Source organism: Paraclostridium bifermentans (assembly GCF_019916025.1).
GTDB classification, from domain to species: domain Bacteria; phylum Bacillota; class Clostridia; order Peptostreptococcales; family Peptostreptococcaceae; genus Paraclostridium; species Paraclostridium bifermentans.
In genome coordinates this window covers 1,760,044-1,780,063 of sequence record NZ_CP079737.1, presented here as the reverse complement: position 1 = coordinate 1,780,063, position 20,020 = coordinate 1,760,044, and the positions used below count along the sequence as shown (strand labels likewise).

Sequence of the window (20,020 nt, the reverse complement as noted above, 5' to 3'; positions counted from 1 at the left end):
TATGGAGGTTATGTATGAAAAAATTAGTTGCAATAACAGGAGCAAGTTCAGGAATAGGAAGAGAAATAGCAAAAAAATTATCTAATAATGGTCACCCGGTATTATTATTATCTAGAAGACTTGACAAAATGGAAGAATTAAATTTACCTAATTCTTTATGTAAATCAGTGGATGTAACAAATATAGAAAAAATGAAAGAAGCAATAAAAGAAGCTGAAGGAAAGTTTGGAAAGGTTGATTGTCTAGTAAACTGCGCTGGTATAATGTTACTTGGAGAACCTAATACACAAAGTTATGAAGAGTGGAGCAATATGATAGATGTAAATATAAAGGGTATACTTACAGGAACTAATATTGTATTAAATGATATGGTTTCTAGAAATGAAGGTACAATAATTAATATAAGTTCTATAGCGGGAAGAAAGACATTTGATAATCATTCAGTTTATTGTGGTACAAAATTTGCAGTACATGCAATAACAGAAAATATGAGAAAAGAAGTTGCAAGCTCAAATGTAAGGGTTATAACTATAGCTCCAGGTGTTGTAGAAACTCCTCTTTTATCACATACAACAGATATGAATATAAAAGATAATTATAATGAATGGAAAAAAACTATAGAAGCAGGTCTTGATCCAGAAAAAATAGCAAGTTGCGTAGAGTTTGCTTACAATCAGCCTCAAGATGTATGTATAAGAGAAATTGTTATAGCAAAGACTAAACAAGAAGATTAATAAAATAATTAAATTATGTAAACTGTTAAAAGTGGGGAGGGAGTATAATATAATGTATACTAATAAAGTTGTAGTAGTTACAGGGGCAAGTAATGGTATAGGAAGAGCTATTGCTACAGAGTATGCAAAGTTAAATGCATTAGTTATAGCGATAGATATTGAAGAATATAACTTTGAAAATAAGAATATAATTTTTTATAAAGCAGATTTAAAGGATGAAAAAATAATTAGAGATATATTCGAAGATGTCGTAAAAAAATATAAAACTACTCATATATTAATAAATAATGGAGCTATAAGTAAGTTTAATAAATCTATATATGATATAATTTTAAGTGAATTTGATGAAGTGATGGATGTAAATTTAAGAGGAAGTTTTATATGTTCTCAAGAATTTATAAAAGCTAATCAAGATGAAAGTTATGGAAGAATAGTAAATATAGCATCTACTAGATTTAATCAAAATGAAGCTGGATGGGAAAGTTATGGAGCATCTAAAGGTGGACTTATATCTTTAACTAATACAATGGCTATATCATTATCGAATACTCCAATAACAGTTAATGCAATAAGTCCTGGATGGATAGAGACTCAAGATTATGAAGGATTAAGTGAAAGTGATCATAAAATTCATCCATCAGGAAGAGTAGGTAAACCAAAGGATATAGTAAATACCTGTCTATTTTTAACATATGATGAAAATGATTTTATAAATGGATGTAATATAATTGTTGATGGTGGCATGACTAAAAAAATGATATATGACTAAAAACATACTAAAGCCAAATTTTTACTTTGGCTTTAGTATGTTTTTTTAATACTTATACTATATTTCTTTTATTATAATAGGTATTCATATATAATAGGGATTGAATATTGAAATTTTATGTGAAAGGGAGAGGTTGATGAATAAAAAAACAGCATTAGTTACAGGGGCATCTAGAGGAATAGGCAAAGCTATAGCTACTTTGTTTGCTGAAAATGATTATAATGTTTTAATAAATTATAATAATTCAGAGAAAGAAGCTTTAGAACTATATAATGATTTAAAAAGTAGAGGGCTGTCAGTAGATACATATAAAGCAGATGTTTCAAAAAAAGAAGAAGTAAATTTCATGGTAAACTATTGCATTGGAAGATTTGAAAGTATAGACGTTTTAGTTAATAATGCAGGCATTAGTAGAACAAATTTATTTACAGACATAAGCTATGAAGAATGGAGTGAGGTAATAAATACAAACCTAAATAGTGTATTTTTCACAACTCAAAAAGCTTTGCAATATATGATACCTCAAATGAGTGGAAAGATAATAAATATATCGTCTATATGGGGAATGGTTGGCGGATCTTATGAGGTTCATTACTCTACTAGTAAAGCTGCTATAATTGGAATGACTAAGGCGCTAGCAAAAGAGTTAGGCCCTTCAAATATTCAAGTGAATTGTATCGCTCCAGGAGTTATAAAAACAGATATGTTAGACAATATATCAGATGATACTCTTGAAATGCTAAAAGAAGAAACTCCTTTAATGAGGCTTGGGACACCTAATGATATAGCACAGTGTGCATTATTTTTAGCAAGTAGCAATTCAGATTTTTTAACAGGACAAATTATAAGTCCTAATGGAGGTTTTGTTATAGTTTAAATCAAAATAGAGGAGCGAATATAATGAAGCATGGAATGAAAAACTTTATACGGTTAGTTATAGGTTTATTTGTTTGTTCAATTGGAATAGTTTTAACTATACAGGCCAATTTAGGATTATCACCTTGGGATGCATTTCATCATGGATTATCAAAAAATTTAGGAATTACTATGGGGCAGGCGAGTATGCTACTTGGAATAATAGTTGTTATAGTAGATATGTTTTTAGGTGAAAATTTAGGTATCGGAACAATTTTAAATATGCTTTTAATTGGAATATTTATGGACTTTTTTATGATAAATAATATAATCCCTACATCAACAAATATAGTTATTGGGTTTATAATGTTATTTATAGGGATGTTTATTATAGGAATTGGTTGTGTAATTTATATAGGAGCTGGTTATGGAAGTGGACCAAGAGATGGGTTAATGGTAGCTCTTCATAAAAAAACAAAAAGACCAGTTAAAACAATCAAAACATGTATAGAAATGTTTGCTCTTATATTTGGATTTATACTAGGGGGAAGTGTTGGGATAGGCACAGTAATAACTACCTTAGTATTTGGATTATTTATAGAATATTCATTTAAAATTTGTAAGTTTGACACAAATAGTATAAAACATAGATATATACTGGATGATATTAAGTGTATAAAGTATAGACTCTTTAATGACTCTTACAAAGAATGTATAAATCAGACAAATGCAGATGAAAATTCACATTAATTAAAAAGAAAGCTATGCTTTCTTTTTTTATTTGTATTTTGGCGCGTGAAAATTAAGTAATTTGTAGAAAAAATAACACCTTTGATAAAAAAACTTCATATATTATAGCAAAGAATTAAAAATAAGGAGGAATTACATTGAAAATATGTATACCAATAAAAGATGAAAAAAGTTTTCAAGTATGTAATGATATAAATAACACTCCAAATATATTGATTTTTGATACAAATACTAAAAATTTTTACGTTAAAAATACATCTGAAATGAATTTAGGTAGAATAGTAGATTATTTACTAGATAATAATATAAGCCGATTAATTTCTAATGTAAGTGTTATACACCATCATAAATATATAGCTTGTAGAGATATAATTATATACAAGCCAAATGTTAGCGTTGATGCTTTTTCTAATATAAATTTATTTGCAGCAAATAGATTAGCAATAGATCAAAAAAAACATTGAGAATATAGTTAAAATAAGCTGGAAGCTTAAAAGCTAAAATGGGATATTTATGATATCCCATTTTTACATAAAGTATAAATAAAAACCTCAAAAATGCAGAGAATAAGTAGTATAAATGACTAATTAAACCACATAAATAAATTAAATTGTAAAAATAATCAAAAAGTGGTAGAAAAATGTCGAAAATAGTGTATAATATATTATTGAGAAAACTAAAGAAAAAGGAGAAAGCTATGTCAATAATTTTAAACATTTTAGGAATCATAGTGTTATTAGCTGGACTTTACCTAGCATCTTCTGACAAATCGTCGGTAAACAAGAAATTGATAGGAAAGGCTTTACTAATACAATTTGTACTTGCCTTTTTCCTAGTAAAATTCCCTATAGGTAGAACTGTTGTACAAGTAGTTTCTGACTTTGTAACTAGCGTATTAGGTTATGGAATGGAAGGTTTAACTTTCGTATTTGGACCATTAGCTGATGGAAAAAGTGGATTCATATTTGCAATATCAGTTCTTGGAAATATAGTATTTATAGGAGCATTAGTTGGAGCTCTTTATTACTTAGGAATTATAAACTTTATAGTTAAAGTAATTGGTGGTGCAATACAAAAGGTATTAGGAACAAGTGCGGTAGAAAGTTTTGTTGCAGTTGCTAATATGTTCTTAGGTCAAACAGAATCTCCAATACTTGTAAGTAAATACTTACATTTAATGACTACAAGTGAACTTATGCTAGTTTTAGTATCTGGTATGGGAAGTATGTCAGCTACTGTTTTAATGGGATATGTAGGAATGGGAATACCTATGGAAAACTTACTTATAGCAGGAGCGTTAGTTCCAATAAGTAGTATAATAGTTTCTAAGCTATTAATACCTGAAACTCAACATGAAGAAGTTGTTGAAAAGGTAGAAATGGATAGAAAAGGTGCACATACAAACATAATGTCAGCTATATCAGAAGGTGCTACTAATGGTATGCAAATGGCATTTGGTATAGGAGCAGCATTAATAGCTATAACAGGATTAGTTGCTTTAGTTAATGGTGGTTTAGGGATAGTAGGATTATCTTTACAACAAATATTATCATATGTATTTGCTCCACTTGCATTATTAATGGGACTTGATCCTTCACATGTATTAACAGCTGGACAATTACTAGGAAGTAAAATGGTATTAAATGAATTCATAGCATTTGGGGACTTAGGACAAATAATCAATACACTTGATCCTAGAACTGCTCTAGTTATATCAATATCTTTAGCAGGTTTCGCAAATATATCAAGTATAGGTATTTGTATATCAGGAATATCAGTATTTTGTCCTGAAAGAAGAACAGAGATATCTAACATAGCATTTAGAGGTATGATAGGTGGTTTCTTAGTTAGTACTTTATCAGCTATGATAGTTGGTTTAATATTATTATTCTAATAAAAAAAGATTTGAGTTAACTCAAATCTTTTTTTATTTTTTGAAAAATAGTTAAGTTACAAGAAAAACATAGGAAATAAAGTTATAAACTTATATTTAAATTGTAGTAAAAATATTATAGATATGTTAATATGAAAATGTAGATAAATGTAAAAAAATGATGATAAATAGAGGCTTGTGTAAGGGGTGATTAATATAAGCATTTTAAATATAATTTTAATGGGTATCCCAGAAGCTTTAGTTATGTTTTGTTCTATTGGAATAGCAATTAAAGATATTAAATGGAAAGATATAGTATATATGTCATTTATGTATATATTGGTAATGTATTTTTTGAAAAATAATGTTCCTTTAGGAGTCAGCAATGTTTTACTATTTATTGCTTCAGCCATAATTGTAAAGGTTTTTAGCAATTTTAATATAGCCCAATCATTCATTATAACTGCTATAGTATTAGGAATAAGAATGACATCAGAAGTAATAACAATTACTCTTATAAATGTTATGGGAGTAAACCTTGATTTTATATTGAATAATCCACTATTAAGAATTCTAGCATGTTATATGGCTATTTTATTTATGGCTATTTTTATGAAGCTAATAAAGTATAAATATTTTAAGAAAACTATGGATTTAAAAAGCATATCAGAAAAAAATAAGTACGCTCAACAAGTACTTTTATATGTAAGCATATTAATAATGGCTATAATTGGAATTTTAATTTTACTTTTATACAGTGTTAGTGGAATGCACTACGATGCAGAAATTATAGCAAGGATTTTTGTAGTGCTATCATTAATATTAATACTGATTGTCTTAATTTTTATGGTAATAAATTATGATAAAAGAAAAGCTCTAAATGAACTAGAAAAAAGTTTAATAGAAAAAAACTTAAAACAAATGGAAGATAGTGTAGATGCACTGAGAATTCAAAGACATGATTATATGAATCATTTGCAAATAATTCTTATGCAAGTTACAAGTGGTAAAATTGAAGATGCAAGAAGATATATTTTAAGCATGGCAGATTATGATAGTAATGTATCTGTCGATTTTGTTACGGGCAATCACTGCATAGATGCTATATTAAATACGAAAAAATTAAGAGCATCTAAATATAATATAGATTTGACTGCGTGTATTGATAGTATACTAGAAAATATAGAATTAACAGATTCAGAAATAAGTTCTATACTCTTAAATATAATAGATAATGCAATTGATGAGCTGAAATTTTCTGAAAAAGATTACAAATACGTTCATGTAGATATTTACGAAGAAGAAAGTTATTATAATATATGCATAAAGAATAATGGTTCAAAAATAAAAGATACTAAAAAAATATTTGAAATGGCATATTCATCTAAAGGTGAAAATAGAGGATATGGACTATATTCAATTAAAAAGTTATTAGAAGGTTATAAATGCTCGATAGATGTAGAAAGTGACAATATGGAAACTGAATTTAACATTAAAGTACCATTTGCAAAACATATAACTAATACCAACTAAATAAAAGACTATATAATAGAAAATCTATTATATAGTCTTTTATTTTTTTAAAATTAATAATTAGAATCATATGCTTCGTATTGAAGTATTAGTTTTTCGTTTTTTAAACAATACATATAAAATAAAAAAAATAAAAATAAAAACAAAGTAAAAACTACCATGAAATAGCCCCCTACATTTAAATTTAACTTATACTATTAAATCTAATTAACTATTATATTAGATATATTAGACTAAAAATCATAATATCCTTTTAATTGTAAAAATTAAATTTGTATACATCCATTTTCCATAGTAATAATTTTATCTCCAACTGATTTTGCAAAATTTTTATCGTGAGTAACTATTAATATAGATGTTTTGTTTTCTTTTAAGATGAAAAGTATTTCTTTTAAAATGTCTATATTATATGAGTCTAAGGCAGATGTAGGTTCATCTAAACACAATACTTTAGGATTTAAAGCTAATGCACGAGCTATAGCAACTCTTTGTTTTTGCCCCCCGGAAAGTTCAAAAGGGTAAGCATTATACTTATCTTCTAATTTTAATTTCTTTAATAAAGACAGTGCATTTTCAACTGCATCAAATTTATTTTGTTTTAAAATATTTACTGGAGATAAAGTTATATTTTCACAAACAGACATATGAGGAAATAAGTTAAAATTTTGAAATACCATACCAATCTCGCCTTTTAAATTCAATATATCTTTATAACTATTAACAATATTCCCATTTATAATTATTTTCCCACTATCAAAGCTTTCAAGTCCACATATACATCTAAGTAAAGTAGTTTTACCGCTACCAGATTTTCCAAGTAAAACACATATTTCGCCTGGATCTATGCTTAAAGATGTATTTTGCAAAATCGTAGTACTACCAAAGGATTTATTTAAATTATTTACTATTATCATTTTATGTCTCCTAATTATAATATGAAAGTTTTTGTTCTAAAGTTTTGAATATGTTACTTAAAATAAATATTAATATCAAGTACAAAGCTCCAACCTCTATCAGTGGAATTAAACTTAAAGTTCTATTTGAATTTATTTGAGCTATTCTTAAAATATCATTCAACCCTAAAATATATACAAGAGAAGTATCTTTTATTAAGGTGATAACTTCGTTTGATATTGGAGATAAAATAGTTTTAAAAACCTGAGGAAGAATTATTTTTATAAAAGTGAGCTTTTTATCAAGTCCTAACATTAGACAAGCTTCATACTGACCTGTATCTACTGACTGAATTCCCCCTCTAAAAATTTCTGCAAAATATGCACTGTAGTTTAATGAAAAAGCAAGCAATGCAACTGTAAATCTATCAAATACAATGCCTATAAGAGGTAACCCATAAAATATAAAAATTAATTGTAGTAGTAGTGGAGTTCCTCGAAAAACTAACAAGTAAGTTGTAGCTAAAAATTTTAGATATTTTAAACTAGATAGTCTGCAAAATGAAATTAGTACTCCTAGGGGTATTGAAATTATAAGCGTAAATAAAAATATTATTAAAACCAATTTTAAACCTTCTAACATAAGAACCTCCTATTGGTTAAACCATTTATTATAAATTTTATCGAATGTTTTATCTTGTTTTACTTCATCTAAAGCATTGTTTACTTTATCACGAAGCTTTATATTGCCTTTTTTAAAACCAACTACGAAAACTTCTTTACCTAAAACATCATCTAAAATTTTAAAATTATTATTTTTAGATTTAGATATATAATATTTAGCTAAAACTTCATCTACTACCACTGCATCAATTCTATTAGATTCTAAATCTCTAAAAGCATTGTCAAAAGTATCGTAAAGTATAGGGGCCTTGTTGTTAAAGGTATTTACTAATTTAGCATCTTTCTCAAGAATATCAAGTCCTGAACTTCCTTGCTGAGTTGCAACTATTTTATTTTCTAAATCGTCTATGTTCTTAATAGATGAGTTTTTCATTGTAACAATAACTTGATTATTATTTAAATAAGGATTAGAATAATCAACCTTCTCACGTCTTTCATCAGTTAATGTATAACCATTCCATAAAATATCAATATTTCCTGAATTTAATTCTACATCTTTCATTGACCAATCTATATTTTGAAATTTAACATTCATATTTAGTCTAGAAAAAACTTCTTTTGCTAAATCTATGTCAAAACCAGAGGGAATTCCTTTATTGTTTAAAAAACCCATAGGTACAAATGTATTATCATAACCTACAATAACTGTATCTTCATTATGCTTTTTTATGTTTTCACTAGATTTATAACATCCAGTTAATGATAAAATGGCTAAAAAGACTAATAAAAACAAACTTGAAACTCTAATTAAATTTTTCATGTAATATCTCCTTAATAGTAAATTTAAAATTATATTTGAGTATATTTCTTTGCGCGCATAATGAAATAAACTAAAAAACTCCCATCCTCTAGCTAATGCTAGAGGACGGGAGTTAAATCTCACGTGGTTCCACCTCTATTTTATTAATATCTCGCGATACTAACCTCTTTGAGTACGGCAAACAATATTTGCTTATACTCTAGCACTATAACGGGTGCAGGGAATCCGGAATCAGCCTACTAAGAGAATATCCTTTCGGTGTTCAGCTCAAAGATGTGTTCAAAGTAAAATCAATTGCACCTCTCACCAAACGGTAGCTCTCTGTTAAAGATAATTACTTTTACTATTTCTTTTCATAGCATTTAAAATTAGATTTTGTTATTGATTTAAATAATAAAGCTATTTTTTTTATATGTCAATATATTTTTTATTTTTAAATTAACTTTTATTCAAATATATGCTTAACAATAAAGTTCAAATTGAGCTTTGTAGTTAGATATTCTTAAATTAGGGGTAATATTATTACGAGGTGATAAAATGAAAAATGTTAAAACTAATATTTTAAATAAATTTGAAGATAATTCAAAAATATTTAAAATAAAAGTGATAATTGAAAGTGCATTGATAGGTGGTATTGGGGGACTTTTGGTATCTATGTATAGAATTTGTACAAGTTATGCACAAAAGGTAAGCTTATATGCATATGATCTTATGTCAAAACATTTTATTTATACAATTTTAGGAATACTAGTGTTTGTTATTATTGGTTATATAGTTGGATATTCAGTAGAGAAGGAACCTATGATATCAGGTAGTGGTATTCCACAAATTGAAGGCTGTTTAAAAGGAAAATTGAACATCATAAACTCTTTTAAAATTTTAATAAGTAAATTTATAAATGGAGTTTTAGCTATGGGAGCTGGTTTATCATTGGGAATTGAAGGGCCATCAATTCAATTAGCTGCAAGCTTTGCACATGGTATATCATCAAAATTGAAATTAGACAAATTAGAGAGAATGTATTTATATTCAAGTGGAGCAGGGGCAGGACTTGCAGCAGCTTTTAATGCTCCATTTGCAGGAGTCATGTTTGTTTTAGAAGAAGTACATAAAAGTTTTTCGCCAATGCTATTTGCAACATCTATAGCAGCATGTGTAAGTTCAGATTTAGTTACTTGGATATTTTTTGGAGAAAAACATACTTTAAAGGTAGATAAGCTTATAGATATACCTCCTAAATACTATATACTTTTAGTTGGATTAGGGATAGTGATTGGATTTTGTGGAGTTATATATAATAAAGGATTGCTTAAAACTATAGATATTTTTTCTAATATAAATTGGAAAACAAGATATAAAATGATAATTTCATTTATGGCAGCAATTTTATTTGGCATGTGTATGCCACAAGTACTAGGTGGTGGAGACAACCTTATAAACAACTTATTTTCTCATGGATTAACTATAAGAATAGCTGTAATTATATTAGCTGCTAAGTACATATTTTCACTTATAAGCTTTGCTCCAAATACACCTGGGGGAATATTGTTTCCTATATTAGCATTAGGTAGTTTAGTTGGAATTATATTTGCAAAAACAAGTATATTCCTAGTAGGAATGGATGCTAATTTAATAAATAATATAATAATGCTATCAATGGCAGGAATGTTTGCTTCAGTTGTAAGAGCTCCAATTACAGGACTTATACTAGTATTTGAAATGAGTGGAGCATTTACTCAATTAGGTCCTAGTATAGTTGTTTGTGGAGTAGCTTATGTAGTTGCAAATTTATTAAATTGTCCTCCTATTTATGATTCTTTACTTGAAAATAAAATAAAAATTCAAAATAAATAAAAAGTACTAATAGAAATATTCTATTAGTACTTTTTATTTATTTTAAAAGATTTGATATAAACAACTATCATATAGACAAAACTAAGAATATATTATAGGATTAAAATGAAAATAAAAAAAGGAGTAACATAATGAAGAAGAAACCTTTGAAGTATAAGATTAGTATTAGTATAGTTGTGATTTTAACTATAATTGCAGGTATATTTTTTGTTTACACAGGTTCTTACTATAAATCACAACCATATGCTATAAAATCATTAAAGTCAGATTCTAACGTGAATGTTGAAACTGGAAAAAATGGCGATATTTTCTTTAATCCTAAATCAAATAAAAAGAAAGTTGGATTTGTTTTTTACCCAGGAGCTAAAGTAGAAAATAGTGCGTATTCTCCTATGGCTAAAGAGATAGCGTCTAAAGGATATCCTGTTATATTAAGTAAAATGAAATTTAATTTAGCAATTTTATCACCTAATAAAGCTAAGAATATATTAGATGAGTACCCAGATATAAATTCATGGGTTATAGGAGGTCACTCATTAGGTGGGGTTATGGCTTCTGATTATGCGTTAAAAGATAATAAAATAAAGGGTTTAGTGCTACTAGCATCATATCCTAAAGATAATAAGAATTTTACAAAGAGTGGTATAAATGTACTATCTTTATGGGGAAGTAATGATAAAGTTGCAGATTTAAATAAAGTAAAAAATGCAAAAAAAGTAATGCCTGCAAACTCTCAATTTATTGAAATTCCAGGAGGAAATCATGCTGGATTTGGAGATTATGGAGAACAAAAAGGTGATGGAAAATCTTTAATAAGCAATAAAGATCAAATAAATATTACATCTAGCGATATTATTAAGTTTTTAGAAGCCATAAAGTAAATACAAATTAAAACTAAATAAAATTAAAAAATAACCGTATTAAATATGTATGGTTATTTTTTGTTATTTTAAAAAAATATAGAACAAGGAGATTTAGAATGGATGTAAGCCAATTAGTCACAATTAAGCTTTTAAATGCAGTAAATCAAGCAAATACAAATAATAAAAATGAGTTTAATAATAAGCTTGATTTATTTAATTTAATTTTAGAAAATGCAATAGAAAATATTCCAACAAACAATTGCAAGTGCAGTTGTCATTGCAATAATAATCAAGATGAACATAGTTTGGATTCATTGCAAACACTGCAAAGCAATATAAATAGCAGTAAGATTAGCAATTACAACCAAAATTCAAATAAAACTAATGTAGAAAGTTCATTAGTGAATACCGTTAAACCGGTAGAAAAAAATAATACAAATATATCTACATCTAATAATATGGATAAAGCGGTTGAGTTAATAGAAAGCAAAGTAGGTAATAGATATGTGTGGGGAGCTACTGGACCAAATTCTTTTGATTGTTCAGGATTAGTTCAATATGTTTATAAAAATGCATTAGGAAAAGACATACCAAGAACTTCATATGAACAAAGTAAATTTGGAAAAGCTGTAGATAAAAAAGACTTACAAGTAGGAGATTTAGTATTCTTTGATACTATGGGAAAAGGTAGAGTAAGTCATGTAGGTATGTATGTTGGAAACAATGAATTTGTACATGCTGCAAATGAAAAGGCTGGAATTAAAAAGTCAAAATTAACAGGTTACTATGAAACACATTATAAAGGAGCAAGAAGACCTTAGTGTAAAAAATAAGAAATGTTACAAAGTCACAGAAAAAAATATCAAATAATTATATTATGTATTCATAAGATAAATTAAATTTAACTAGGAGGAGAAATATGGTTAAAGAACTTTATAAAAAGTATGGATACTTAATATTTTTAACTTTTTTAATATTATCATTATTTGATATGAGATTTGCTATTATAGCTATAATATGTATGGTGGCACCAATTGCAGTTGCATTTTCAGGAAAAGGACGTTATTGGTGTGGAAATTATTGTCCAAGAGGTAATTTTTATGAAAACGTACTATCTAGGTTTTCGCCTAAAAAGAAAGTGCCTAAAATTTTAAAAAGCAAATTATTTAGGGCGTTTATGGTATTATTTATAATATTTAATTTCTCAATGGGATTATATAAAAATTGGGGAAACCTATATGGAATAGGGTTTGTATTTTATAAAATAATAGTAATAACATCTATAATAGGAATTATTTTAGATCTTTTTTACAATCAGAGAACATGGTGTAGTTTTTGCCCAATGGGAACTTTATCAGCAGTTGTAGCAAAAGTAAAAGGTAGAAAATTAAACTTAGAAGTTAATAATAGCTGTGTAAGTTGTGGTTTATGTACAAAAGCGTGTCCAATGGGAATTTCACCAAAGGAATATAAAGAAGGGTTAGTAGAAGATTCTGATTGTATATTCTGTAAAAAGTGTGTTTATAAATGTCCTAAAGATTCTATTAAGTTAGAAGTTGACAGAAAAGATAAATAAAACATATAAAAATAAGCATATAAAATTGATACACAATTTTGTTATGCTTATTTTTGTATACTTGGTTTTAAATATAAAAATATTGATTTAAAGAGTCACATAAGATAAAATTATTAGTTGGAAATCTAAGAGAAAAGGAGTGATTATAATAAAAACAAATAGCATTACATTTAAGCTATTTCTATTGATATTTGTTTTGATTGTATTTATAACAGGAATTATTAGTGCCTGGGTTATAAATGATAGTAATAAGATTGTCCAAGAAGAAATACAAGTAATGAGATTGCAAGTATTAGATGAGATATCTAATAATATTTCAATATTGCTTTCAAATGTAGAAAGTATAGGAAATAATATTGTCGCAGATAACAAGCTAATAGACATATTATCTAATCCAAAAGATAAGCATCAAGATGATACAGTAAACAAAGAAAATTACGATTATGTGGAAGGCTTATTAATGGACCAAATTTTTAAATATGGAAAGTTTAATATGAAGCCAGAGTTATACATAGTTGGAGAAAACGGTTTGAGCTATGGAACATACTCTAAAAATAAGTATAATTTAGAAAATATTAAAAACCAAGAATGGTATGAAAAAATAGTAAAAGCAAATGGAAATACAGTTCTTATAAATACATATAGAGATGAAAATGGGATTGGACCATATAAGAATATATTAAAAATGGGTAGAGTTATAAAAGATTTTATAACTAATGAAACTTTAGGCGTTTTAATTATAGATATAAGCGAAACAATGCTATATGATAGATATTCAGATCTTCTGGAAAAAGGAACCTCAGTTTATATAGTGGATTCTACAGACAATATAATTTCAAGTAAAGATAAACGATTAATAGGAACAAAATATAAATCTAATAAAAATTCCCATAATATGAACTCAAGTAATATCGAAATTAAATCTAATATAGACTCCTATGGATGGAAAATCATTCAAGTTATACCTTCGAATATAATGTCGCAAGTATCTAATAAAATTGCTCAAAGGACACTTTATATAATCGCATTAATAAGCATTCCGGCACTAATAATTACATATAAAATATCAGTTTGGATAACAAATCCTATTTTAAAGATAAAGGATAAGATGAAATATGTTATGAAAGGTAACTTAGAGGTAGAAGTAGAGGTTGATAGAGATGATGAGATAGGTCAACTTCAAAGCTCTTTTAACAGCATGGTAAAACGATTAAATGAATCAATAGAAGATATTAAGAAATATGAAAAGCAAAAAAGGGTAGCTGAACTAAGCTTTTTACAGGCTCAAATAAATCCGCATTTTTTATACAATACATTAAGTGGTATAAGATTTTTAGTTTCAATGAATAAAACAGAAGTAGCTGAAGAAATGCTTTATAGGTTTACAAAACTACTTAGAAGTATTTTACCTAGAGCGAGTGAAATGATTACATTGGAAGAGGAGTTAGAAAATATAAAAAATTATGTAGAGCTACAAAAGATGAGATACCCTAATTGTTTTGACGTAGAATATGAATTTGATGAAAATATAAAAGATTATAAAATACCATCATTTATACTTCAGCCTATCGTAGAAAATGCAATATTATACAGTATGGAAAAGGAAAATAATAAAGGGTATATAAATATAAAAGGTTATAGTCTAAAAGATAGTATACGAATAATTATAGAAGACAATGGAATAGGTATGTCTAAGGATAAATTAGATCACGTTTTAAATAAAGAAGCTAGCATAAATAGTGTTGGAGTTATAAATGTACATGAAAGAATACAATTAAATTATGGACAAGATTATGGATTAAAGATAGATAGTTTAGAAGGTAAAGGAACTAAAATTACTTTTATACTGCCAAATTAGGAGGTAAATATGTTAGATATAATAGTAGTAGAAGATGAAGCACCTATAAGAGATTGGATAGCATATACTATTTCAAATATTTCCAATGAATTTAATGTTCTAGCAAGCGCATCAAATGGAAAAGAAGCATATGAATTAGCATTAAACCTAAAACCTAAAGTAATTATAAGTGACATAAAAATGCCAATAATGGGAGGAATAGAACTTACAAAAAAAATAAAAGAAGTTTTTCCAGATATTTATGTTATATTACTCACAAATTATGCTGAATTCTCTTATGCAAAAGAAGCTATAAGTTGTGGAGTGTATGAATACTTAGTAAAATCAGATATTAGGCCAAAAGAATTAAAAGAAATTTTAGATAAAGTAAATGAGTCTGTGAAAGAATTAGAAAAGAACAGGGTAAGTAGATTACAAAAAGAGAGTACCTTAAGTGAAAGTAAGGATGGATATTCAAAAACTATAAAAAAATCAATTGATTATATACATAAAAACTATAAACAGCACATATCTCTTCAAGATATATCTAACTATGTATTCTTATCACATGAATATTTTTCAAGGTTATTTAAGGAAGAAGTTGGAGAAAACTTTAGTTCTTACTTAACTAACTATAGAATGAAAAAAGCGGAAAGTCTAATAAAGAATACTGATATGAAAATTTCTCAAATTGCAATAGAAGTTGGATATACAAATGCAAGTTATTTTTCAAGGAGTTATAAAAAATTCAAAGGAATATCACCTGAGGATGATAGATAGTTAAAGAATAATGTATATCTATGTCAATATAGTGCAAAAAATGTCAATATATTTAGACATAGATATACAAACATATCAAAAAATTAAAACTTTATATCAATAGGGTTTATAGAGTGAAAACGTTTTATTTAATATAATATTATTAAAGCAGAAGGGAATAATTAATAAATGAAATTAAACTATAAAAAACTTGTTATATTAACTGGTTTACTATTAATTATGATAATTGCTTATAAACAAGAAAGCAAAGAAACTAAATCAGAGGTTAAAAGTAATGAAAACACAAAGATAGCAATTATCTTTAATGAAGCTGGTTTAGGAGATAAGGCTTTTAATGATTTATGCTATGATGGAATATTAAGAGCTCAAGAAGAATTAGGGGTAGAGTTTGATTATACTCAATCAAAAAGCAAGAATGATTATGAAAAATTTGCTAGAGAGTATGCTAGGCTAAAAGACTACGATTTAATTATTTCTGTTGGAGGAGAGCAAGAAAGTGCTGTTGAAAAGGTTTCGAAAGAGTTTCCAAATCAAAAATTTACTATAATTGATTCTAAATTAGAACTACCGAACGTTAGTTCTATAAGTACAAAATGGGAACAACAAACATTTTTAAATGGAGTTATTGCGGGACTTGAACTAGCTGATTGTGAAAATAAGTCAGTTGGAATTATACTAGGAAAAGATTTAGAGTATTTAAATGAAGGTGCCATTGGATTTGAAGCTGGAGTTAAATATGTAAATCCTGATGTAAATGTTATGAAAGCTGTAGTAGGAGATTTTTCAGACCCTGCAAAAGCGAAAGAAATTGCACTTTCTATGTATAATAAAGGAGCTGTTTATATTCAACAATTAGCAGGACAATCTGGAATAGGAGTTTTTTTAGCAGCAAAGCAAGTTAATAAGTATGCATTTGGAGTAGACGGAAATCAAAATTCTTTTGCTCCTGAACATATAGTAGCAACTGCTACAAGATATGCAAATGACATTATATACCAAGAAGTAAAAAATATTAAAAATAATTCATGGAGTTCAGGCGTACACACGATTGGCCTTGGAGAAAATGTAATTGATTATACAAGAGAAGGATCAAGCGTTGAAATTAAAAAAAATACTATTAAAAATGTAGAATTAATTAAAAATGACATAATAAATAAAAACATAATAATACCTAAGAGCTCTGAACAATTGAATTCCTGGATTAAGTTAAACAACTATAAAACTAATAGATAAGGGGATATTAAAATGAGAGTATACGATATCATATCTAAAAAAAGAGATAAAAAGGAATTATCTAAAGAAGAAATAGAGTTTTTCATAGAAAAATATACTAATGGTGAAATACCAGATTATCAAGCATCAGCATTATTGATGGCAATATATTTAAATGGATTCACTAAAGAAGAAACAGCAAACCTTACTATGGCTATGGTTAACTCAGGGGATGTAGTAGATTTAAGTATGATAGAGGGAATTAAATTAGACAAGCATAGTACTGGGGGAGTTGGAGATAAAACATCTTTAATTTTAGTTCCTATGGTATGTGCAGCTGGAGGTAAGGTTGCAAAACTATCAGGTAGAGGACTTGGACATACAGGTGGAACATTAGATAAATTAGAATCTATACCTGGATTTAACATATCAGTTGATGAAGATAAATTTAAAGATATGGTTAAAAATGCAGGTTTAGTTATAGCTGGACAAACTCAAAACTTAGTTCCAGCAGATAAAAAAATATATGCGCTAAGAGATGTAACTGCAACTGTTGACAGTATACCTTTAATAGCTGCAAGTATAATGAGTAAAAAAATTGCTTCAGGATCTGATGCTATACTATTAGATGTTAAGTACGGTGAGGGAGCATTTATGAAAACTGCAGAAGATGCAAAAGAACTTGCTACAGCTATGGTAAACATAGGAAATAGTTTAGGTAGAAAAACATCAGCAGCTATAACATTAAATGGAGAACCTTTAGGATATGCAATAGGAAATGCACTTGAACTAAAAGAAGTTATAGAAGTTTTAAAAGGCGAAGGACCTGAAGATTTAAGAGAATTATGCTTACAATTAGGGGCTCAAATGCTAAAAATAGGAGATATAGAACCAGACGTTAAAAAAGGAAGAGAAAAACTTGAAAACGTATTAAAAGATGGTTCAGCTCTTAACAAATTAAAAGAACTAGCAACTCTTCAAGGCGGAGATCAAAAAGTTATAGAAAATCCTGAATTATTTGAAATATCACCATTAGTACATCAAGTAAAGGCAACTAAAGAAGGATATGTATATGATTTGAATGCAGAAAAAGTAGGAATAGCATCATTACTTACAGGTGCAGGAAGACACACTAAAGATGATGAATTAGACTACGGAGCAGGAATAATACTTGAAAAGAAAATGGGGGACTCTGTAAAAGTAGGAGACGTTTTAGCAACTTTATACTCAAGTGATGAAGATAAGTTTGAAAAAGCGGAAGAACAATTACAAGAGGCTTATGATATAAGAAATGAAAAACCAGTAAAAAGCTTTATAATACATGAAATAATAGAATAATTAAATTCAATAAAAAGTAGACATAAGGAGAGTAAACATGGATAAAAAAATGATTTTAAGTACTGTAGATCACACTTTATTAAAGCAGACAGCTACTTGGGAGGATATTAAAATAATTTGTGAAGATGCAATGAAATATGATGTGGCATCTGTGTGCATTCCTCCATCATTTGTAAAGCAAGCAAAAGAGTTTGTTGGAGATAATATGAAAGTTTGCACAGTAATTGGATTCCCAAATGGATACAATACTACAGCTGTAAAGGTTTTTGAAACAAAGGATGCTATAAATAATGGAGCAGATGAAGTTGATATGGTAATCAACTTAGGTATGTTAAAAGATAAAAAATTTGAAGAAATTACAAATGAAATAAAATCTATAAAAGAAGCTTGTAAAGATAAAGTATTAAAGGTAATAATCGAAACATGCCTTTTAAGTGAAGCGGAAAAAATACAAATGTGTAAGTGCGTAACTGAAGCTAAAGCTGATTTTATAAAAACTTCAACAGGATTTAGTACAGGAGGAGCTACATTAGAAGATATAGTTTTATTTAGAGAAAATGTAGGTAATGATGTATTAATCAAAGCTGCGGGAGGAATAAAAGATTTAGAAACTGCCCAAAGATTTATAGACAATGGAGCTAAAAGACTTGGAACAAGTTCTATAATAAAAATAATAAATAATGAAGAAGTAACAGGATATTAAAAATTTACATAATAAGAAAACGTTTTAAAAAACAAACATAAATAGAAAAGTGAGGTATATATAATGAACAACTTATATGAAAAAATAACAGAAAGTGCAAATTATATAAAATCTAAAATAAATTCAAATCCAACTATAGGACTTATACTAGGATCAGGGTTAGGTGTTTTAGGAGATGAAATAGAAAATCCTGTAATAATTAGCTATGATGAAATACCAAACTTTCCTGTTTCAACAGTTGAAGGACATAAAGGGCAACTTGTAATAGGTAAATTAGAAGGAAAAGATGTTGTAGCTATGCAAGGTAGATTCCATTTTTATGAAGGATATAAAATGCAAGAAACAACATTCCCTGTAAGAGTTATGAAAGCTCTTGGAGTTGAAACTGTATTTGTAACAAACGCTGCAGGAGGAGCCAATAAAGATTTTAATCCTGGAGATTTAATGATAATAAAAGATCATTTAAACCTGGGAGGAAACAATCCTTTAATAGGCAAAAATGATGATAGACTAGGCGTAAGATTCCCGGATATGTCAACTGCATATACTCCAAAATATGTTGAATTAGCTAGAGAATGTGCAAAAAAATTAAATATTGATATAAAAGAAGGTGTATATGCGTTCTTCACTGGACCAACATATGAAACACCTGCTGAAGTAAGAATGGCTCAAATATTAGGAGCAGATGCAGTTGGAATGTCAACAGTACCAGAAGTAATAGTTGCATCTCACAGTAAATTAAATGTTATAGGAGTATCTTGTATAACTAACATGGCAGCAGGAATACTTGACCAACCTTTAAATCATGAAGAGGTAATAGAAACTACGCAAAGAGTAAAAGAACAATTCTTAAGTTTAGTAAAAAGTATAGTTCATGAAATATAATTAACGTCAAATTAAAAACTAACATATAAAGTTAATCAGATATTGTTGGTATTTAAAAATATCAATAATATCTGATTAAAAATCACACCAATCAAAAAACTTATCATATAGAAAAACGAGG

The 20,020-nt window shown here is 27.6% G+C and carries 20 protein-coding genes and 1 other annotated feature; of the genes, 17 read left to right on the top strand and 3 right to left on the bottom strand.

Going from position 1 to position 20,020, the window contains the following annotated elements:
• The first annotated feature begins 14 nt into the window (after positions 1-14).
• From KXZ80_RS08590 to KXZ80_RS08560, 7 genes are all read left to right on the top strand, one after another.
• Complete coding sequence (locus tag KXZ80_RS08590; RefSeq protein WP_021433074.1) at positions 15-734, top strand: SDR family oxidoreductase; 720 nt, start codon at positions 15-17, stop codon at positions 732-734.
• A gap of 52 nt (positions 735-786) precedes the next feature.
• Positions 787-1,503, top strand: coding sequence for an SDR family NAD(P)-dependent oxidoreductase (locus KXZ80_RS08585; protein WP_021433073.1), 717 nt, complete (start codon positions 787-789; stop codon positions 1,501-1,503).
• Positions 1,504-1,639: 136 nt separating this feature from the next.
• Positions 1,640-2,380, top strand: coding sequence for an elongation factor P 5-aminopentanone reductase (gene ymfI / locus KXZ80_RS08580; protein ID WP_021430478.1), 741 nt, complete (start codon positions 1,640-1,642; stop codon positions 2,378-2,380).
• A gap of 35 nt (positions 2,381-2,415) precedes the next feature.
• On the top strand, positions 2,416-3,108 hold the full coding sequence (locus KXZ80_RS08575) for a YczE/YyaS/YitT family protein (RefSeq protein ID WP_226883777.1): 693 nt from the start codon (positions 2,416-2,418) through the stop codon (positions 3,106-3,108).
• 137 nt (positions 3,109-3,245) lie between these two features.
• A complete protein-coding gene (locus KXZ80_RS08570) occupies positions 3,246-3,572 on the top strand; it encodes a hypothetical protein (protein ID WP_021430476.1) in 327 nt (108 codons plus the stop codon).
• Between the two features lie 233 nt (positions 3,573-3,805).
• Positions 3,806-5,002: a NupC/NupG family nucleoside CNT transporter gene (locus KXZ80_RS08565; protein ID WP_021433071.1), complete on the top strand. Its 1,197-nt coding sequence runs from the start codon at positions 3,806-3,808 to the stop codon at positions 5,000-5,002.
• A 219-nt stretch (positions 5,003-5,221) separates the two neighbouring features.
• Positions 5,222-6,514: a sensor histidine kinase gene (locus KXZ80_RS08560; RefSeq protein WP_038285238.1), complete on the top strand. Its 1,293-nt coding sequence runs from the start codon at positions 5,222-5,224 to the stop codon at positions 6,512-6,514.
• A gap of 266 nt (positions 6,515-6,780) precedes the next feature.
• Here KXZ80_RS08560 and KXZ80_RS08555 read toward each other — a convergent pair whose 3' ends face one another.
• Genes KXZ80_RS08555 through KXZ80_RS08545 form a run of 3 tightly spaced genes read right to left on the bottom strand, consistent with a single transcriptional unit; the run spans position 6,781 to position 8,851 of the window.
• Positions 6,781-7,428 carry an amino acid ABC transporter ATP-binding protein gene (locus tag KXZ80_RS08555; RefSeq protein WP_021433068.1) on the bottom strand — a complete coding sequence of 216 codons (648 nt, stop codon included), beginning with the start codon at positions 7,426-7,428 and terminating at the stop codon, positions 6,781-6,783.
• 10 nt (positions 7,429-7,438) lie between these two features.
• Positions 7,439-8,050 carry an amino acid ABC transporter permease gene (locus KXZ80_RS08550; RefSeq protein WP_021433067.1) on the bottom strand — a complete coding sequence of 204 codons (612 nt, stop codon included), beginning with the start codon at positions 8,048-8,050 and terminating at the stop codon, positions 7,439-7,441.
• 9 nt (positions 8,051-8,059) lie between these two features.
• Positions 8,060-8,851 carry an amino acid ABC transporter substrate-binding protein gene (locus KXZ80_RS08545; RefSeq protein ID WP_021433066.1) on the bottom strand — a complete coding sequence of 264 codons (792 nt, stop codon included), beginning with the start codon at positions 8,849-8,851 and terminating at the stop codon, positions 8,060-8,062.
• 98 nt (positions 8,852-8,949) lie between these two features.
• Positions 8,950-9,217 (bottom strand) — a binding site (T-box leader).
• Between the two features lie 171 nt (positions 9,218-9,388).
• On the opposite strand from KXZ80_RS08545, the gene KXZ80_RS08540 reads away from it, so the two are divergent.
• The 10 genes from KXZ80_RS08540 (at position 9,389) to KXZ80_RS08495 (ending at position 19,899) form a co-directional block, all read left to right on the top strand.
• Complete coding sequence (locus KXZ80_RS08540) at positions 9,389-10,705, top strand: ClC family H(+)/Cl(-) exchange transporter (protein ID WP_021433065.1); 1,317 nt, start codon at positions 9,389-9,391, stop codon at positions 10,703-10,705.
• A 131-nt stretch (positions 10,706-10,836) separates the two neighbouring features.
• Complete coding sequence (locus KXZ80_RS08535; RefSeq protein WP_021433064.1) at positions 10,837-11,586, top strand: alpha/beta hydrolase; 750 nt, start codon at positions 10,837-10,839, stop codon at positions 11,584-11,586.
• A gap of 98 nt (positions 11,587-11,684) precedes the next feature.
• Entirely contained in the window at positions 11,685-12,389 is a 705-nt protein-coding gene (locus KXZ80_RS08530) for a C40 family peptidase (protein WP_021433063.1), read from the top strand.
• A 98-nt stretch (positions 12,390-12,487) separates the two neighbouring features.
• Positions 12,488-13,144, top strand: a complete 657-nt coding sequence (locus KXZ80_RS08525) for a 4Fe-4S binding protein (RefSeq protein WP_021433062.1) — start codon at positions 12,488-12,490, stop codon at positions 13,142-13,144.
• A gap of 139 nt (positions 13,145-13,283) precedes the next feature.
• Positions 13,284-15,002 (top strand): cache domain-containing sensor histidine kinase, encoded by a 1,719-nt coding sequence (locus tag KXZ80_RS08520; protein ID WP_226883775.1) that lies wholly within the window; start codon positions 13,284-13,286, stop codon positions 15,000-15,002.
• Between the two features lie 9 nt (positions 15,003-15,011).
• Positions 15,012-15,761 (top strand): response regulator transcription factor, encoded by a 750-nt coding sequence (locus KXZ80_RS08515; protein ID WP_021433060.1) that lies wholly within the window; start codon positions 15,012-15,014, stop codon positions 15,759-15,761.
• A 168-nt stretch (positions 15,762-15,929) separates the two neighbouring features.
• Entirely contained in the window at positions 15,930-16,994 is a 1,065-nt protein-coding gene (locus KXZ80_RS08510) for a BMP family ABC transporter substrate-binding protein (protein ID WP_021433059.1), read from the top strand.
• A gap of 12 nt (positions 16,995-17,006) precedes the next feature.
• Positions 17,007-18,311 (top strand): pyrimidine-nucleoside phosphorylase, encoded by a 1,305-nt coding sequence (locus KXZ80_RS08505; protein WP_021433058.1) that lies wholly within the window; start codon positions 17,007-17,009, stop codon positions 18,309-18,311.
• 37 nt (positions 18,312-18,348) lie between these two features.
• Positions 18,349-19,014 carry a deoxyribose-phosphate aldolase gene (gene deoC, locus KXZ80_RS08500; protein WP_021433057.1) on the top strand — a complete coding sequence of 222 codons (666 nt, stop codon included), beginning with the start codon at positions 18,349-18,351 and terminating at the stop codon, positions 19,012-19,014.
• 63 nt (positions 19,015-19,077) lie between these two features.
• Positions 19,078-19,899 carry a purine-nucleoside phosphorylase gene (locus KXZ80_RS08495; protein ID WP_021433056.1) on the top strand — a complete coding sequence of 274 codons (822 nt, stop codon included), beginning with the start codon at positions 19,078-19,080 and terminating at the stop codon, positions 19,897-19,899.
• The last annotated feature ends 121 nt before the right edge of the window (positions 19,900-20,020 follow it).

Coding starts and splice junctions, on each gene's coding strand:
- KXZ80_RS08590 (WP_021433074.1), top strand. CDS start 15: ATGAAAAAATTAGTTGCAATAACAGGAGCAAGTTCAGGAATAGGAAGA.
- KXZ80_RS08585 (WP_021433073.1), top strand. CDS start 787: ATGTATACTAATAAAGTTGTAGTAGTTACAGGGGCAAGTAATGGTATA.
- ymfI (WP_021430478.1), top strand. CDS start 1,640: ATGAATAAAAAAACAGCATTAGTTACAGGGGCATCTAGAGGAATAGGC.
- KXZ80_RS08575 (WP_226883777.1), top strand. CDS start 2,416: ATGAAAAACTTTATACGGTTAGTTATAGGTTTATTTGTTTGTTCAATT.
- KXZ80_RS08565 (WP_021433071.1), top strand. CDS start 3,806: ATGTCAATAATTTTAAACATTTTAGGAATCATAGTGTTATTAGCTGGA.
- KXZ80_RS08560 (WP_038285238.1), top strand. CDS start 5,222: ATGGGTATCCCAGAAGCTTTAGTTATGTTTTGTTCTATTGGAATAGCA.
- KXZ80_RS08555 (WP_021433068.1), bottom strand. CDS start 7,428: ATGATAATAGTAAATAATTTAAATAAATCCTTTGGTAGTACTACGATT.
- KXZ80_RS08550 (WP_021433067.1), bottom strand. CDS start 8,050: ATGTTAGAAGGTTTAAAATTGGTTTTAATAATATTTTTATTTACGCTT.
- KXZ80_RS08545 (WP_021433066.1), bottom strand. CDS start 8,851: ATGAAAAATTTAATTAGAGTTTCAAGTTTGTTTTTATTAGTCTTTTTA.
- KXZ80_RS08540 (WP_021433065.1), top strand. CDS start 9,389: ATGAAAAATGTTAAAACTAATATTTTAAATAAATTTGAAGATAATTCA.
- KXZ80_RS08535 (WP_021433064.1), top strand. CDS start 10,837: ATGAAGAAGAAACCTTTGAAGTATAAGATTAGTATTAGTATAGTTGTG.
- KXZ80_RS08530 (WP_021433063.1), top strand. CDS start 11,685: ATGGATGTAAGCCAATTAGTCACAATTAAGCTTTTAAATGCAGTAAAT.
- KXZ80_RS08525 (WP_021433062.1), top strand. CDS start 12,488: ATGGTTAAAGAACTTTATAAAAAGTATGGATACTTAATATTTTTAACT.
- KXZ80_RS08515 (WP_021433060.1), top strand. CDS start 15,012: ATGTTAGATATAATAGTAGTAGAAGATGAAGCACCTATAAGAGATTGG.
- KXZ80_RS08510 (WP_021433059.1), top strand. CDS start 15,930: ATGAAATTAAACTATAAAAAACTTGTTATATTAACTGGTTTACTATTA.
- KXZ80_RS08505 (WP_021433058.1), top strand. CDS start 17,007: ATGAGAGTATACGATATCATATCTAAAAAAAGAGATAAAAAGGAATTA.
- deoC (WP_021433057.1), top strand. CDS start 18,349: ATGGATAAAAAAATGATTTTAAGTACTGTAGATCACACTTTATTAAAG.
- KXZ80_RS08495 (WP_021433056.1), top strand. CDS start 19,078: ATGAACAACTTATATGAAAAAATAACAGAAAGTGCAAATTATATAAAA.